The following is a 15,164-nucleotide window of genomic DNA, read 5'->3' as shown; positions in this document are numbered from 1 at the left end:
TGAATCTCTGAGCGCGTGAAAATCAGCTTCGCACACCAGCCTTAAGCACTCGTTCTGACGACTCCTTCAATAAGCGTTGTTGACTGCTTTTACTCATCAAAAAAGGGAAACAGTGCTCTGAGCTGCTCCGGTGTTGGCTGACTCCCGTATTCCGAGATCTCGAACGCTTCTGCAAATTCGATCGCATTCCCACGCTCTTCCCCATAATACTGTATGAGTAAATCTCTGTAAGTATCCGCTACATGTGCATCCCGAGCTTGGAAGCGCTCGCGAATCCAAGCCTTACGAGCCTCTTCGTCTTCAGGAACCTCATCATGATATCCTGCAAGCCATGCATTCCAGTCGGAAAACTGACTTCTTAGCGCGGCCATACAACCATACTTCTGGTCTCCGACTGGACCAATGTCCACCGCGATATCCGGCTCAAAAGGATAAGGTCGCTGGAAACGATCATGGTAGTACAGGAATACCGGGTTTTTTTCCACGCGTGGAACCGTCGGTGTGAAAAAGGGAACGGTCACCATGAATGCGGCATCCTGAACTAGGATCGCTGTATACCGATGATCTGGATGATAGTCATTTGAACGCGGACCCAAAACAATATCCGCCTGCCAGTCCCGAATCAATCGAGCAATGGTCTTACGGTTCTCCAGCGTGGGCATGAGCTCCCCGTCATGGTTGTCAAGCATAATGGATTCTTCGATCCCAAGTATTTCCTGGCAGTCTTCGATTTCGGCCTTTCGTGTAAGAGCTAGCGGACCACCCGCCATTGCATAATGGCCGATATCTCCATTGGTAACGGAGACAAATTTGACCTTATGCCCCATCGCTGCCCACATAGAGGCGACCCCAGCAGCACGTACCTCGCAGTCATCTGGATGCCCTCCAAAGGCAATAATCCTAAGCGGCTCTTGCGCTGCCACGGAAGTGTGAAGGGTCATTCCAATTAGACCCAGATAGATAAAAGCCCAAAGGGCCGAATTTTGAAGCTTCATGATACTTACTCAGTTATGGTGGTCCCTAAATAATAACACTTGCTCATGTAACCGTAAGGGGTCGGGGATTCCGATTGAAGATCGAAAACATTTTTCAGATTTCCGATCTGTCACCAACTCATCTGCCGGTTGCAGATATTGCAATATAATCCCGGCACGATTAGAATTTCACGGTGATTCATGGCAGGCTTGATACTGCTCGGCAAATTCGAATTTTGTTAGCCAGTAGACTCCACCATTAGCACATGAATTTCCCTGCCAATCGACGCATTTGATCCGCTCAATTAACATGGGAACAGGTATCTTTGCCTTGAGGAAGTGACCGCGATTGTTCGGCTTCGGATCGGTGGTTACCCGCTTCGGCGATGCCCCGAAGACGAACACATCAAATTCTTTTTTTGTGGCAAAATCAAAATCTTGTGTGCCCGTTATTTTCTCCGGTAGCCTTACCCTAAGGTCCTTCCCCGGAGATCTATCCAGTACGAAGAAGCTGGTTGGAACATGATAGTCTTGACCCTCCAACGTGAAGCAATCTTGCCCGAGTTTCGTCATAGAAGCAATGCGCCAGTTTTCAGGAATTATCCGTTGACGTGTGTGCTTTCGGTATACATTTGGCAGTATGAAGGCAACGGTATGGACGTTGGAAAACTGTGTGGCCTGCTTTATGAAGGCGGATGACAACTTATGGTACTGTCCGTATGGCGGATTCCCCACTACCAGTACACATTTGGCTGTTTGGTCAATCCTATACTCAAGCCAGTCAGCCTTCAACACATCCTTGTGTTGTGGTGCAATGTCAATCCCGATCTTGTTCGAATGCTGAAGAGCCTCCAGGAAAACGCCATTGCCGGCAGAGGGCTCAATGATCAGGTCGTATCTGGACAGATCACCCAATTTGGCCAGACAACGCTGCGCCACCTCAGGCTTGGTGAAGTACTGATCCAGTACCTTACCGTCAGTGGTTGGGGGAATTCGTTTCAGTTGATGCATTTCGGCGCCATCGGTGTTCTATCCATGGACTCCCTGCCAGCAAACTTCTGCCTGATGTAAGCCACTTGTTCAACTGTAGCTCCAATAACTCGTGCAGCAACGAGGCAATACTCTGCGGACAGGTCATGATGAGGGCAGGCTAGTCTGCTCAAAAGATACATTTTTTGCGTTTATACAAAAGCCGAACTTGAACCGGAAAGTCGCTGTTACGCTGCAAGATTATCCTCACCCGGTGATTGACCCCGTGTTATATTTTGAAGCTTCCTTGATACTGATTAAATTGTGCCTTTGCATACCCCATGCTACGCAAGATTCTCATTTCATGTCTGTTTGCTTTCGCCTGGCCCGCATTTGGTCAGTCGCTGGAGGCCCATGTCGATTCCCTTTTCTCTGCCGTGGATCAACCGGATACTCCTGGTGCAGCGGTTGTAATCGTGCGCGGTGACAGCATCCACTTTGCCAAGGGATACGGTGTAGCCGACCTGGAACACAATATCCTGGTCACTCCCCATACTGTCTTCATGGTTGCAAGTGTATCAAAGCAATTCACCGCCTACGGAATTGCGCTCCTCGCGACCCAAGCCAAAATTTCACTTGATGACCCGGTCACAGACTATGTACCAGAACTGGCATCCTTCACCTCTCCAATTACCGTGCGGCATTTAGTTCATCACACCAGTGGACTGCGTGACGAATTCAGCCTTCTGGCGCTGGCTGGGTACCGGATGGATGATGTGATCACCAAGGACGACATTTTGCGCCTTATTTATCGCCAAAATGATCTGAATTTTGATCCCGGAGAACAATATATGTATAGCAACTCCGGCTATACACTGATGGCAGAAATTATTGAACGCGTGAGCGGACAATCATTCAGCGAATGGATGCATGACAACTTTTTCCTGCCACTTGGAATGACGAATTCACAGTTCCGCTCAAAACGGGGGCAGGTGATCGAAAATGTTGCCTCCGGCTATATCACTGCACTCGGTGGATATAAAGCTCAACGTGTGAATTACTCCAGTGTTGGAGCCAGTGGACTCTATACGACGGCACTGGACCTGGGTCGGTGGCTCACCGCATTGAAGCGAGGCGATGTCGGTGGAACCCAGACGCGAGATCTGGCACATTCACGCGGGATCCTCTCCGATGGAGATACACTTACGTATGCATTTGGTCTCAGCTACGGACGATTTAGAGGGACACAATCTATTGGCCATAGTGGCTCTCACCGGGGATTCCGTGCCTGGGCAGGACGGTTCCCCAATCATGACCTTGGCATTGTTGTGCTTGGCAACCTAGAGGAATTCAACCCATCAAATATGGCGCTTAAGATTGCCACTTTCTTCATTGAGGAAAAAAGCCTGAACGCGTACGAGGGTGCATATCATAGCCGTGAACTCGGTAGCACGATCTACATTTCCCTTGAGTCTGATACACTGCGTGCACGCTCCCAGCGAGGCGAGCTAGCCACGCTGTCTCGGACAGGAAGGGACTCCTTTTCCAGTGACACATGGTACCTGAGTTCTTTCGAATTCAAACGGGAAAATGATCGTTTAACCGGGGTTCATATCAGTTCTGGACGCTCTCAGGATGTCTGGTTTGAGAAAATGGACCAATGACCTACCGACTCCTCATATGGCTGATCGTAGTAGTGAATACTCCGGTCTATGCACAGGTGGATAAACTCTTCCGCCCTTGGGACACAGACAAAAGTCCTGGAGCAGCGGTAGCCGTACTGTACCGGGGGGCAGTCATCCATCACGAAGGATATGGGACGGCCAACCTGGAACACGCGATCCCAATTTCATCCGCCAGTGTCTTCGACATTGCCTCAGTGTCCAAGCAATTCTGCGCATTTGCAATCGCAATGCTGGTTGACGAAGGAAAGATCACACTGGATGAAGATCTACGGACCTACCTGCCGGAGTTACCGGATTTCGGACATACAATTACAATCGAAAACCTGCTCTACCATACCAGTGGACTCAGGGACTGGCCGGGAATGCTCGGACTTTCTGGACGTGAATTGGAGGACGTGATCTCCATGGAGGAGATTCTCTTTTTTGTGAAGCATCAACAAACATTGAATTTCGTTCCAGGGACTCGATACAGCTACTCGAATACGGGCTATACCCTTCTTGCCCTTGTGATTGAGCGTATCAGCGGACAATCCTTCCGGACTTTCATGAAAGACCGGATATTCGAGCCACTTGGAATGACCCGTACGTTTTTTCAGGATGATCACGAAGAAGTTGTGTCAGGACGCGTAACAAGCTACAGTCTACAGTCCGGGGAATTTCAGCGCATCGGTAATGGTCTTATGGCGACCGGGTCCAGCTCCCTGCATACAACCACTGAGGACCTGCTCAATTGGGTGCAGAACTTTGAGGACCAGAGCCTAGGAACGCCTGCTGTGCATTCTATGATGAATTTACAGGGGCAACTCAGTGATAGTACGACCCTTCCATATGGTTTTGGACTGGTTCGAGGGACGTACAGAGGATTGAATACACTCTCCCATTCGGGTGGTTGGGCTGGTTTTCGAACGACAATTCTTCGGATCCCCGATCACGAGTTTGCCGTCATTGTACTTGGCAACCATGCATCTCTGAATGCTACTGCGATGGCACAGCTTGTTGCTGAACACTATCTGGGAGGATTCATGGGCCCCCCTGAAATCCCTCCAACTCCCCTGAGCCTTGGGGACAAATCTGGTGATTATGAAGGAATCTATGATTTGAGTGAGGCGCACGTTTTACGGCTTACCACAAGTGGATCATCACTGTTCGCCCATTTACCTCCCACTCCAAGCGTGCCTGCCCAGTCAATTGGGGCAGACTCTTTATATATTCCGGCACTCAGTTTAACCATCACCTTCGCTCGTGATTCACTGGGGCAGATCACGCATGCCTCTACAACGGACCTTGAAGCCGAGAGGCTACCATTACCGAAAGAGATTGACCTTACGCCATTTGAAGGGTGCTACAACAGCGCGGAGCTTGGCGTATCCTACTGGATGCGTACTGAGGATGGAAAACTGATTGCGACCGGGCCACGCGGCAAAGAATTTGAATTGACGAATGCCCTTGAAAATGTCTTTACCAGCGATTCGTGGTTAATGCCTGTAATCCGATTTTTTGTTGATACCAGTACTCAGACCGTGAGCTACTTTGAAGCAAACAGCTCGCGCAATCGAAAAGTAGTATTCAATAAGGGCTGCTAAACCCGTTCCAGTTTAATAGGATAGGTTTTCCCTGCATTCCACTGGCAGACATACAGATTTTCATCATTGTCTACACACACATCATGACAATGATTGAATATCGCCTTCTCCTGTAGCATGAGTTGCAACTGGCCATTTTCGTAGACTGGTGGAGTCCCCCCTGGATTTGATACAACCTGATCATGTTTGTCCAGGATTGTAACAAAACCGGAATCGGGTGTCTGATTCAGATAGCGAAGCCTTGACCAGCATACACCTGAATACATGGTTTCTCCGTGAATGACCGCACGGCAAACGTACGCACCCGGCAGAAAAATCGTCGAGAGATAATCTCCACTCAACGAGAACCTTTTGAATGCATTATGCCCTCGGCTGGTACACACCAACGATGGCATCTCTGGATTGCGCAGATCTACGCATACACCATGAGCTGTCTGAAACTGGTGATCCTCATCCCCCCTACCCCCAAACTTGCGAATATATTCTCCTTTAGAATTGAACTGGAGAATCCACTGTGATCCGTACCCATCAGCCACATAGATATCGCCATTCGGAGCGATGGCAGTTTCTGTAGGATGAAAAGCATCGGATTCCTCATATGCCCCAACTGCTTTAGGATGTGGTAACCTCATGACAACCTCTCCCGCCAAGGTCGTCTTCACTACCTGCGGATTCCCATCAAAACCATTGTCGCAAATGAACAGGAATTCTTCTCCACCTGCCTCCCAAATTGTTAACCCATGCCCATAAGGATAGTCACTGCCCCATGTGTCAAGCAAATTGCCTGAGGTATCATAGATAAGTATGTTATTGCGTGTCTCATCCCCGATCATGATCAGCCGGCCGGCCTGATCCTGTACCATCTCGTGGCAGTTATTTATCGGGGTAACCTCAGAATCCAGGTCTCCCCAGGTTCGGTGTACCCGATAGCGGTAATCTCCGTGACCGATCAGTTCACCCGGCTCAGGCCGTTTACTGATAATGCTCACGGGAAAGAACGTTAGTAAGGCAGCCGAAGAAGTGCGCTGCGTAAATTCGCGCCGATTCATTGTCATCAGGACCTCCAAAGGTTTAATTCAATAACTCAAGTGTATAGTCTGCCTCCAAATTCAGCACCTGAACCTGTATCGGCTGTAGTTGCACAATACGCCCGGTAAATCCGATCACATCCTCTAAAGAAAGAATTGGTGCTTCTGTGGGGACCATCAAACGAACATCTCGTCCATCGGAATCCGTGAGTATAACCAAATCCTCTTGAAATCCTGTAATCACGCCTTCTGTGGACACAATCTCATCCATACTGTGCAACGAGTCACGTTCGGCATCAAAAATGCTCGTGTATGCGATCGTCCACGGGACTGCACCGGCACGGCGCATGAGCATATCAAAACCCCTCTCGAAACCACCGTAATAGTCACCCAAACCAAATAGCTCCGCCATCTCGACCTTAATCGAATCAAGCACCAGCGATGGTAACTCCTGTGCCATGCCACTACCTACGGTAATCTGCACCAAGCGCTCATCTGCCCGGAGGAGGACCAAAATTCCGTTATGAGTTTCGATAGACCCTAGTTCCCATGATGCATACAACGATGCCGCATGCAGCTCTATGGATTGCCCTCGTATAGATTCTGCTGTTACTCCGACAATCGTAACGGATGTACTGTCGTAGAAATCGGAAAGCAGATTTAACAGAGCACTCTCTTCTTCGGCATCCAATACATCTGCCCGATCAACAATCCAATCCGGCTCCGATATCTGGTTTTCAATCAGACATCCTACCATCAAGATTACGGATGCCAAGCAAAATGTGGACTTCCAGATCGTCATTGAGTCGATTCGCCGGAAAGATGACCGCACTGGACCAGACTACCTACGCTGCTGAGACAAATACCCTTACCCGGCACCTGAGCCTATCTGTATGTGAAGTTTGAATCATCCCATCTCGAGGCCGATCCTACTCGAATCCTCCTTACATTAAATCCCGAAAAAAGCAGGTTCGAGCTCCCGTATGGCATGCACCACCCCCCTGCTGCTCTACCATGAACAGTAATGTATCCCGATCGCAATCCAATTTTGCGGATTTCACGATTTGGAACTGCCCACTGGTTTCCCCTTTAACCCACACACATCCTCGTGACCGACTCCAATACGTCATGGTCCCGGTTCTCAGCGTTTGTTCCAATGTATCCTGATTCATGTAAGCCAGCATCAGTACCTCCAGCGTGGTGGCTTCCTGAACAACAACTGGAACAAGGCCATCCTGATTAAATGCGATGTCCGTCATCTTCTCGGTTGTAAGTTCACTCATGGGAACACTGTATCGTTGATAGGGACCTTTATACGGAAAGAATGTAGGATTGGTGGAAAATGTACAACTGATACATGATACGGCGATTTTTTATACTACCCATACGCGCCTACCAACTGATATTGTCACCGCATCTTCGTAACGCATGTCGGTACACGCCTTCGTGCTCAAATTATGCGATACAGGCCATAAATAAGTATGGGGTACCGAAGGGGATGGTGCTGGCCATTTGGCGTGTAGCACGATGTCATCCATGGGCAAAACATGGGTATGATCCTCCCCGATGGTTTGGTGAGTCACCAGAGCCAAAAGATGGTGCTTGTGTCTGTGAGTGACTTTGACTTGATTCGATCCCATTTGTCACCTTACCTTAATCACACCAAAACAAAATGCCTGAATTCAGCATAACCGCTATCAGTGACACGCATGGACAAGTCGCGTTGCCAGACCTGCTGAAGGATTGCGAAAGTGACATTCTCATTCACTGTGGAGACTTCACCGCTGGCAGAACAAATCATCTGTATAAGTCCGTGATCCATGACAGTCACACGCGGTCATGGCGAAAGTTTTTGCGTGAACTGTCAGTCGTCAGAGACCAGTTCAGAGCAATTATAGTGGTTCCAGGCAATCATGACCAGATTTGCGAATTCATGCCCATGAAATGTCAGTTACAAACGGAGGGGGTAGGAGTACACCTTTTAGTGAATGACGGTGTAACCCTATTTGGCTCTAAGGAGGACGGGGGTGTCAGGATCTGGGGATTACCTCATACGCCACCGTTTGGGCCATGGTTTTTTCAGGGATATGACATGTCTGCGTACACAAATAAATTTCCCGTCGTGACTGATGTGCTAATAAGCCATGGCCCCCCGTACTCAATTCTCGACACGGTCGGGCCCGTCCTACCGCAGGATATTCACCCGAGTGACTACCTTGGTAGCAAAGATCTGTACGTCCGATGCCAAGAACTCCCAAAGTTGAAGGCAGTGTTCTTCGGCCACATTCACAGTTCTCGTGGTGAGGATCAAAAGCATGGAATCGATTACTTTAACTGCTCGGTTCTTGACGAGGAATATCAATGGAAATTCAATCCTGTCACGACAATAATCAAAATTGATGAAAGATCTTGAACTTGTCGGGAGGGGTCAAGCCTGTGTTGATCCGGACAAGAGAATTGCTACGGCAACGATTCAATTGCTCGGAAACTTGAATTCAGGTTAATCTTTCGTATGGAAGTGATGATGATCATTTATCAGGTGATTATTGGCAATAAGACTCAACGTTCGTTTCTACGAAGTAGCGAAGTTGCGAGATACCAAGTTTCCATCCATTTGGGTAGCTCCCTTCTATAAGCCCCAACAATGAGTATTCATGAGTCAGGCGCACCTGCCACACTGCGATTTACACTCATCACAGTGAGCGATACGCGAACAAAAGCGACCGATAAGAGCGGTGCATGTATGGCTAGGTTAGTCCAACACAGTGGACACACGATTGCCTCACAGTGTATTATTCCAGACGAACCAGATGTTATACGGGAGACAATTCACGCCCAATCCGGAAACACAGATGTGGTCTGCGTGAGTGGAGGTACCGGTATAAGTCACAGAGATCAAACTTTTGAGGCAATTCACCCTCTTTTAGACAAAAGATTGCCCGGATTCGGAGAACTTTTCCGCGTACTCTCCTGGGACCAGGTTGGAAGTAGAGCTATGCTCTCCCGGGCGATTGCCGGCACATGTGCCGGTCTGATTATTTTTGTGGTTCCTGGATCTCCCAAAGCTGTTGAACTGGCAATGGAAAAGTTGATCATTCCCGAAGCCCGACACCTAGTCGCTGAACTACACAAAGATTCGTTATGAAACACTCCCTGGCTTTGTTGCTTGCAGGCTGGTGGGGGCTTTGTTCGATCACATCCGCTTCTGCTCAAGAGTTGCTTACGAATATGCAAGTATTCGAAAACCTTGGTGTTGCATGCCTGGAGTCTGTTCCCATGGAAGTGGATTCTCTGATTCTGTCTCCACCGGCTACTCTACCTTATGTGACCAATGCTCTGATCAATCGTTGGCATCAACAGGATAAGACCCTTTTCTTAGCTGATTCTCTGCGTAACCCAACCTCCCCTTTTCTGCTCTCCTGGGAAGTGTCCAAGTCGACAATCTCCTATACGCGTGTCCGACGCAAGACATTCTCGCGCTCAGCAGAACTGGATCTACAGTACACGTTTTTGGGAATAAATGGTGAGATTCTCGCTCAAGACACCTGCCAGAACCTGTTCTCGGATCAAATCCGAAAGGGCATGATCCCTGATCTGGAATCGCCCGCCTATCCTGAAACTCAGGCGGAGCCTCCCCGGGATCGCTGGGTCCGTCGCAATCTGGAGCCGGTAATCATAGCTGCAGCGACCGGACTCGCTGCATTCCTCTTCTTCAATCTGCGAAACAATAGTGCTGACTCGTAAGATTGCCTTCGTGAGTTTTCTGCTGATCTGTAGCTGTGCAGACCCACGCCCGCCAACAGGTGGTCCACGCGATGATGTTCCACCCTCTCTTGTCTCAACAGATCCTCCACATGAATCGGTAGAGGTATCTCCTACTGAGCTTCGGCTTGTTTTTTCAGAGTACGTAAATGAGGGATCCTTTGCACGCGCTCTGTCCATCGTCCCGACTCCACAGGGCAGACTCCGGTATAGATGGCGACGGCAGTCTGTAACGATACAGCTGCCGGAACCACTGAGAGACTCCACCACCTATGTGGTCACTCTTGATGATGAGTTCAGGGATTGGCGGGGGGTCCGGCTCACAAGCCCGCTATCTTTTGCGTTCGCTACTGGACCGGTGATCGATCAGGGACGGTTGCGTGGCCGAATCGTTGATCATGTACAAGGCTTGCCGGTTGCTGGCCTAATGGTTCTTGCCTATCCATCTCAAGCCGCAACCAACCAAGCTCCGGCATATCAAACGCAAACGGATACCGAAGGGAAATTTGAATTCAGTTATGTCCGAGAATCAGATTTCTTCGTTCTCGGATTACGGGATCTGAATCGTAATCTGAGAGCCGACCAAGGGGAATGGTTTGCTGTCCCCCCCGTTGAAGCGATTAGGGCAACGCCGGATACAAGTAGCCAGTACGCGGACTGGGTGTATACAAAAGTAGACACTCTTGGGCCATCCATTGAGAGAGTACGTGCCACTGCAAACCAACTCGTAGAAATTCGCTTCAGCGAAAACGTCTTCCTACAAAACCCGACCGGTGAACCTTGGAGTATCATGGATTCGGTCAGCCGTGCTCCTGCAATGGTTTATTCCAGTTATCAGTCGGAATCAAACTCACGCATGGTCTACCTAGCCGTGGATCCGCTTCAGGAAAAACCCTATGCCCTTCTCCCTGATCCCTCCATACAAGACTCCAGTGGAAATACTGTGCGTCTGGACACGATCTATTTCATGGGCTCCTCAGGTGTAACCACAGATGAACCAAAATTTGAGCGATTCCTGCCAAGTAGCACAGAAAATCCATATAAACTGGCCCCTTGGGAAACGCCTCAAATCGTTTTTGACCAACCAATCGGAGCATCGCTCCTGGACAGTCTGTTGAGCGTTCAGGATTCAACCGGTACCCCAGTAAATTATGAAATCCAGACGTTAAACGGAACTGGTTATTCCTTAATATCCCTGAATGACCCAACCCAGATCTACCGGGTTGCTGTACGGCAACCCGACAGCACCTATGTACGGTTTTTTGAAAGGCTGGGGCCTCGATCTTTGGGGAGTTTAAGTGGCGTGACAATTCCAGCCGGAGATAGTGTGTTGGTCACACTCATGAATACGGACGGTCAGATACTGGCTGCTAAGTCACCAGATTCAGAGGGAGCCTTTATTTTTGACAATCTCCCGGAAAACAGCTATCGATTGCGTGCGTTCATTGATCGAAATCGGAATGGTCACTGGGATGGCGGTTTAATTGATCCGTACCAGGCTATTGAGCCGGTCACTTGGACATCCGAGCCCATAACCATTCGTCCCCGCTGGGACACTGCATTACCCGATATACTCAGAATCGGTCAATCTATTCAAAAGTCTTTCCCCACGACTGATCAGTAAAGTCTTATGGAAGCTCAGGTTACAAACAGGACCCCGCTAACATCAGATCCTCTCTCTGCAGGTTTTCTGCCACTATTACGTGGCAATATGCAGCAAAAATTCGATCAATTGGCAATTGAATCGTTTGGGTTCTCTGCATTAACACTTATGGAAAATGCGGGTAGAAGTGCAGCATTCGCGATTGAACGTGAGTATGGCCCGATGCATGGACGCAAGGTCGTCGTATGCTGCGGAAGCGGGAATAATGGTGGGGATGGGTACGTTATTGCACGCACTCTTTACAACCAAGGTGCCTTTGTCTATGTTGTTTCCTTAAAACCTCCCTCCACGCCGGAAGCCAAACAAAATTGGAGTTTCCTCCGAAAATTGAAAGAGCTTGACAAATCAGACCGGCTCCAGTTTGACGATAATCCTCACAAACCACTCCCTCCAGCAGATCTGTATATCGATGCACTATTGGGAGTGGGGCTGAATCGACCCCTACAGGGTGATGTCGTGAACTTGGTTGATGCACTGAATACGACCAATCCACCTGTGGTTGCCCTTGATCTGCCCTCCGGACTGCATGCGGATACGGGATCTCCGCTCGGCGGAGCGGTGCGTGCTGACTTAACGATCACCTTTAGTGCATACAAGCCGGGACTACTGTTTGGACAGGGACCGGCATACTCGGGCAAAATCGAACTGATGCATATTGGGCTGCCACTGTCTGCGATCCTGAACAAGACTAAGTCTGACATAAATTGGATTTCAACAGATACAGCGATCTCATCTTATCTGCCGACTCGAGATTTACAGGCCCATAAATACAGTGCAGGAATGGTTCTGGTGATCGGGGGATCCCCAGGACTTTCCGGTGCCCCCATGCTGGCTGCACGCGCCGCTGCACGTGTTGGTGCAGGCTATGTAGCCTGTGCTGTACCAGAGAGTATCCAGAGTATTCTGGCGGCTACGATGACCGAAATCCCGGCAATCCGCTTAGCCGAGTGCCCAGACGGTGGAATTGAACCCGATGATGCAATGACTGCACTACAACCATGGCTTGCGAAAGCGAATGCGTTGGTCATTGGCCCCGGGTTAGGTAGACACCCCAATACCCAGCGCTTCGTACAGGCAATCTTGCAATCATGTGCGATGCCGGTGGTCGTAGATGCAGATGCCCTCTCCACTGCGGCGCAGCTACTGAATACCTCCAATCAGGAAAGGAACTGGATTCTTACCCCCCATGCAGGGGAATTTGAGCGCATGGGCTCAGAATCCGGGAAGCTCGATCGACTTGATTCAGCGCGTCACTGGTCATCCCGATGGAATTGTACACTTGTACTCAAAGGTCATCCAACGATTGTCTGCCACGGCCAGGAGGCAGCCTTCGTGTGTGGAAGAGGGAATCCTTCTCTTGCCACAGCAGGGACAGGGGATGTTTTGGCTGGCTTATGCGGAGGTCTGCTTGCACAGGGTTGTGCTGCACCAACAGCGGCCATCTCTGCATGCCATATCGGGGGACTAACAGCAGATCAATATTCCCGTAAACATCATCCCGGCACGATGATTGCGGGGGATATGATTGACAGTGTCGTCACTGCACTTACTTCGTTGAGAAAAAAATAATTCTGTGGGAACCAGATTTTTTTCATTAACGTAGGATCATGTGACATTCGTTTGTGTATGTTTGTTTACGTATATTCGTAACGTATTACCTATTAACTGCAAAACCCGGTGAATCATGGCATTACGTAAAACTCCATCAGCTGACCTGAAAAGAACTTATGGTTTCTTCGTGCAGGTTGGTATGATCGTCTCACTCCTGCTGCTCATTCTTGCATTCAACGCGAATCTGGAACGTGGAGAGGGGATGGAGATCGAGCAAGTTGAGCAGGAAGTTGTCCAAATGGAAGAAATCTTGCAAACCAAGCAGATTCAAAAACCACCACCACCACCACGTCCACCCGTTCCAGTCGAGGTCCCGAATGATGAGATTCTGGAAGACGACGATTTGGATCTTGATGCTTCACTGGACCTGGACGCTCCTATCAATGTACCTCCACCGCCTCCTCCACCGGATGAGGAAGAGGTGGTTGAAGAGCCCGAGATCTTTGAGATTGTCGAGCAGATGCCTGAGTTGATCGGAGGCATCGGTGGTCTACAGGCCATGGCAAAGTATCCAGAAATCGCCCGCAAGGCCAATGTTGAGGGTAGAGTAATTGTACAGTTTGTCGTAGATGAAAATGGCAATGTGAGTGAACCAGTGGTCTCGCGTGGCATTGGGGGTGGTTGCGATCAGGAAGCAATCAGAGTAATCACTGAACATGCCAAGTTCATCCCTGGACGGCAGCGTGGACGCCCGGTAAAGGTAAAAATGTCTCTTCCGATCGTGTTCAAGTTGCGCTGATCCGCAAACTCCTTCTTAAGGAAAATGCCCTGTGCCTGTCTGAGGCGCAGGGCATTTTTTATTGTTGATACTGACCAGAGTCTTTTCCTGGTGGAAATCGCCATGGATTGACCAACTCATTGCAGCCCGCGCTCTACACTGGGGCGATAATCAAAGGCAGAAAAGGATTATGGTGTGGGAACCTACGGTGATCAGAGAATTCCAATAGAGTTTGAAGTGGAAACTTCCTTTGCGTACCATGACTCGAGTCCTTCTCCTATTCTCTATCCTGGTTGGTACCAGTGCCTGCAGCACGCCTCAAACCGTTGTGTCTACAACTAATGATAGCGAGGTGCTTGAAGGTGATGAACTCCGCGATAAAATGCCTGAGTTGATTGGAGGTATTGGAGGGCTGCAGCGGCATGTTAACCAACGAGTATGCCCTTATGATGGTAGGGTCCTTGTCATATTTGACGTAGATGAAAATGGCAACGTGATTGAACCTCGGGTCCAAAATAGTCTTGGGGATGATTGCGATCGGGAAGCAATCAGAGTCATGACTGAACATGCTAAATTCATTCCTGGACAACAACACGGACGTCTGATAAAGTTTACCATGTCTCTTCCGATCGTATTCAAGAAGCGTTGATCTGTAAACTTCAACAGAGCTTGAAGCAGAAATTCCCTTTATGTGTCATGACCCGCACTCTCCTCCTACTTTCTATCCTGGTTGGTACTTGTGCCTGCGGTACGTCTCAACCCACCGTACCTGAATTTGACGAGACTGTCTCTCAAATTAGTGATTCCACATATCAAATTGATGAGACTGTCTCTCAAACCAGTGAGACCAGATCTCAAATTGATGAGAATGAAATAGCAGACGAAGCAAATATTGATGTAATGCCCGAGTTGATTGGGGGAATTGAAGCTCTGTTCTGGCGGCAAAAGTTTGGAGAATGCCGTGTCCGTGGGAGAACAGTTGTGGAGTTTATTGTGGACGAAAATGGAAATGTACTGGAACCTTCAATTGTTCAGAGTACCAGTAGGCGCTGTGATAAGGAAGTAATCAGGCTCGTGACTGAGGAAGCAAAATTCACTCCTGGACGTGACAAAGATGGTAACGCCATTAAGGTGAAGATGCGTCTCCCGGTTATAGTTCGGCGACGCTGAA

General features: G+C 49.2%; 16 protein-coding genes. 11 read left to right on the top strand and 5 right to left on the bottom strand.

The features are described 5' to 3' along the window. Positions 1 to 89 precede the first annotated feature (89 nt). Entirely contained in the window at positions 90 to 941 is an 852-nt protein-coding gene (locus F4Y64_00235; protein MXX96037.1) for a PIG-L family deacetylase, read from the bottom strand. Between the two features lie 222 nt (positions 942 to 1,163). Continuing rightward, a complete protein-coding gene (locus F4Y64_00230; protein ID MXX96036.1) occupies positions 1,164 to 1,985 on the bottom strand; it encodes a hypothetical protein in 822 nt (273 codons plus the stop codon). A gap of 299 nt (positions 1,986 to 2,284) precedes the next feature. Here F4Y64_00230 and F4Y64_00225 point away from each other — a divergent pair, with 299 nt between their 5' ends. After that, a complete protein-coding gene (locus F4Y64_00225) occupies positions 2,285 to 3,607 on the top strand; it encodes a beta-lactamase family protein (GenBank protein MXX96035.1) in 1,323 nt (440 codons plus the stop codon). Further along, positions 3,604 to 5,211, top strand: a complete 1,608-nt coding sequence (locus tag F4Y64_00220) for a beta-lactamase family protein (GenBank protein ID MXX96034.1) — start codon at positions 3,604 to 3,606, stop codon at positions 5,209 to 5,211. Before F4Y64_00225 ends, F4Y64_00220 begins: the two co-directional genes overlap by 4 nt. Here the strand turns inward: F4Y64_00220 and F4Y64_00215 are convergent. The 3 genes from F4Y64_00215 to hisI all read right to left on the bottom strand — a co-directional run bounded on the left by F4Y64_00215 (position 5,208) and on the right by hisI (position 7,522). Beyond that, positions 5,208 to 6,266 (bottom strand): 6-bladed beta-propeller, encoded by a 1,059-nt coding sequence (locus tag F4Y64_00215; GenBank protein MXX96033.1) that lies wholly within the window; start codon positions 6,264 to 6,266, stop codon positions 5,208 to 5,210. The genes F4Y64_00220 and F4Y64_00215 overlap by 4 nt on opposite strands. 16 nt (positions 6,267 to 6,282) lie before the next feature. Further along, a complete protein-coding gene (locus F4Y64_00210) occupies positions 6,283 to 7,041 on the bottom strand; it encodes a TPM domain-containing protein (protein MXX96032.1) in 759 nt (252 codons plus the stop codon). Positions 7,042 to 7,183: 142 nt separating this feature from the next. Continuing rightward, a complete protein-coding gene (gene hisI / locus F4Y64_00205) occupies positions 7,184 to 7,522 on the bottom strand; it encodes a phosphoribosyl-AMP cyclohydrolase (GenBank protein ID MXX96031.1) in 339 nt (112 codons plus the stop codon). Between the two features lie 74 nt (positions 7,523 to 7,596). Here hisI and yidD point away from each other — a divergent pair, with 74 nt between their 5' ends. From yidD to F4Y64_00160, 9 genes are all read left to right on the top strand, one after another. Continuing rightward, positions 7,597 to 7,857, top strand: coding sequence for a membrane protein insertion efficiency factor YidD (gene yidD / locus F4Y64_00200; GenBank protein MXX96030.1), 261 nt, complete (start codon positions 7,597 to 7,599; stop codon positions 7,855 to 7,857). A gap of 54 nt (positions 7,858 to 7,911) precedes the next feature. Further along, positions 7,912 to 8,652 (top strand): hypothetical protein, encoded by a 741-nt coding sequence (locus F4Y64_00195; protein ID MXX96029.1) that lies wholly within the window; start codon positions 7,912 to 7,914, stop codon positions 8,650 to 8,652. Between the two features lie 231 nt (positions 8,653 to 8,883). Further along, entirely contained in the window at positions 8,884 to 9,384 is a 501-nt protein-coding gene (locus F4Y64_00190; protein MXX96028.1) for a MogA/MoaB family molybdenum cofactor biosynthesis protein, read from the top strand. Continuing rightward, positions 9,381 to 9,983: a hypothetical protein gene (locus tag F4Y64_00185; GenBank protein MXX96027.1), complete on the top strand. Its 603-nt coding sequence runs from the start codon at positions 9,381 to 9,383 to the stop codon at positions 9,981 to 9,983. Before F4Y64_00190 ends, F4Y64_00185 begins: the two co-directional genes overlap by 4 nt. Further along, positions 9,919 to 11,625 carry a hypothetical protein gene (locus F4Y64_00180; protein MXX96026.1) on the top strand — a complete coding sequence of 569 codons (1,707 nt, stop codon included), beginning with the start codon at positions 9,919 to 9,921 and terminating at the stop codon, positions 11,623 to 11,625. The genes F4Y64_00185 and F4Y64_00180 overlap by 65 nt, the downstream gene beginning before the upstream one ends. Before the next feature lie 6 nt (positions 11,626 to 11,631). Further along, positions 11,632 to 13,233, top strand: a complete 1,602-nt coding sequence (locus tag F4Y64_00175) for an NAD(P)H-hydrate dehydratase (protein MXX96025.1) — start codon at positions 11,632 to 11,634, stop codon at positions 13,231 to 13,233. A gap of 112 nt (positions 13,234 to 13,345) precedes the next feature. Beyond that, positions 13,346 to 14,014: an energy transducer TonB gene (locus F4Y64_00170; protein MXX96024.1), complete on the top strand. Its 669-nt coding sequence runs from the start codon at positions 13,346 to 13,348 to the stop codon at positions 14,012 to 14,014. Between the two features lie 238 nt (positions 14,015 to 14,252). Next, positions 14,253 to 14,642, top strand: coding sequence for an energy transducer TonB (locus F4Y64_00165; protein ID MXX96023.1), 390 nt, complete (start codon positions 14,253 to 14,255; stop codon positions 14,640 to 14,642). A 47-nt stretch (positions 14,643 to 14,689) separates the two neighbouring features. After that, positions 14,690 to 15,163: a TonB family protein gene (locus F4Y64_00160; protein ID MXX96022.1), complete on the top strand. Its 474-nt coding sequence runs from the start codon at positions 14,690 to 14,692 to the stop codon at positions 15,161 to 15,163. The last annotated feature ends 1 nt before the right edge of the window (position 15,164 follow it).

Source organism: Rhodothermaceae bacterium (genome assembly GCA_009838195.1).
Taxonomy (GTDB): domain Bacteria; phylum Bacteroidota; class Rhodothermia; order Rhodothermales; family Bin80; genus Bin80.
Note: the sequence above shows the minus strand (reverse complement) of the source record. Positions and strands in the feature narration are given on the sequence as shown.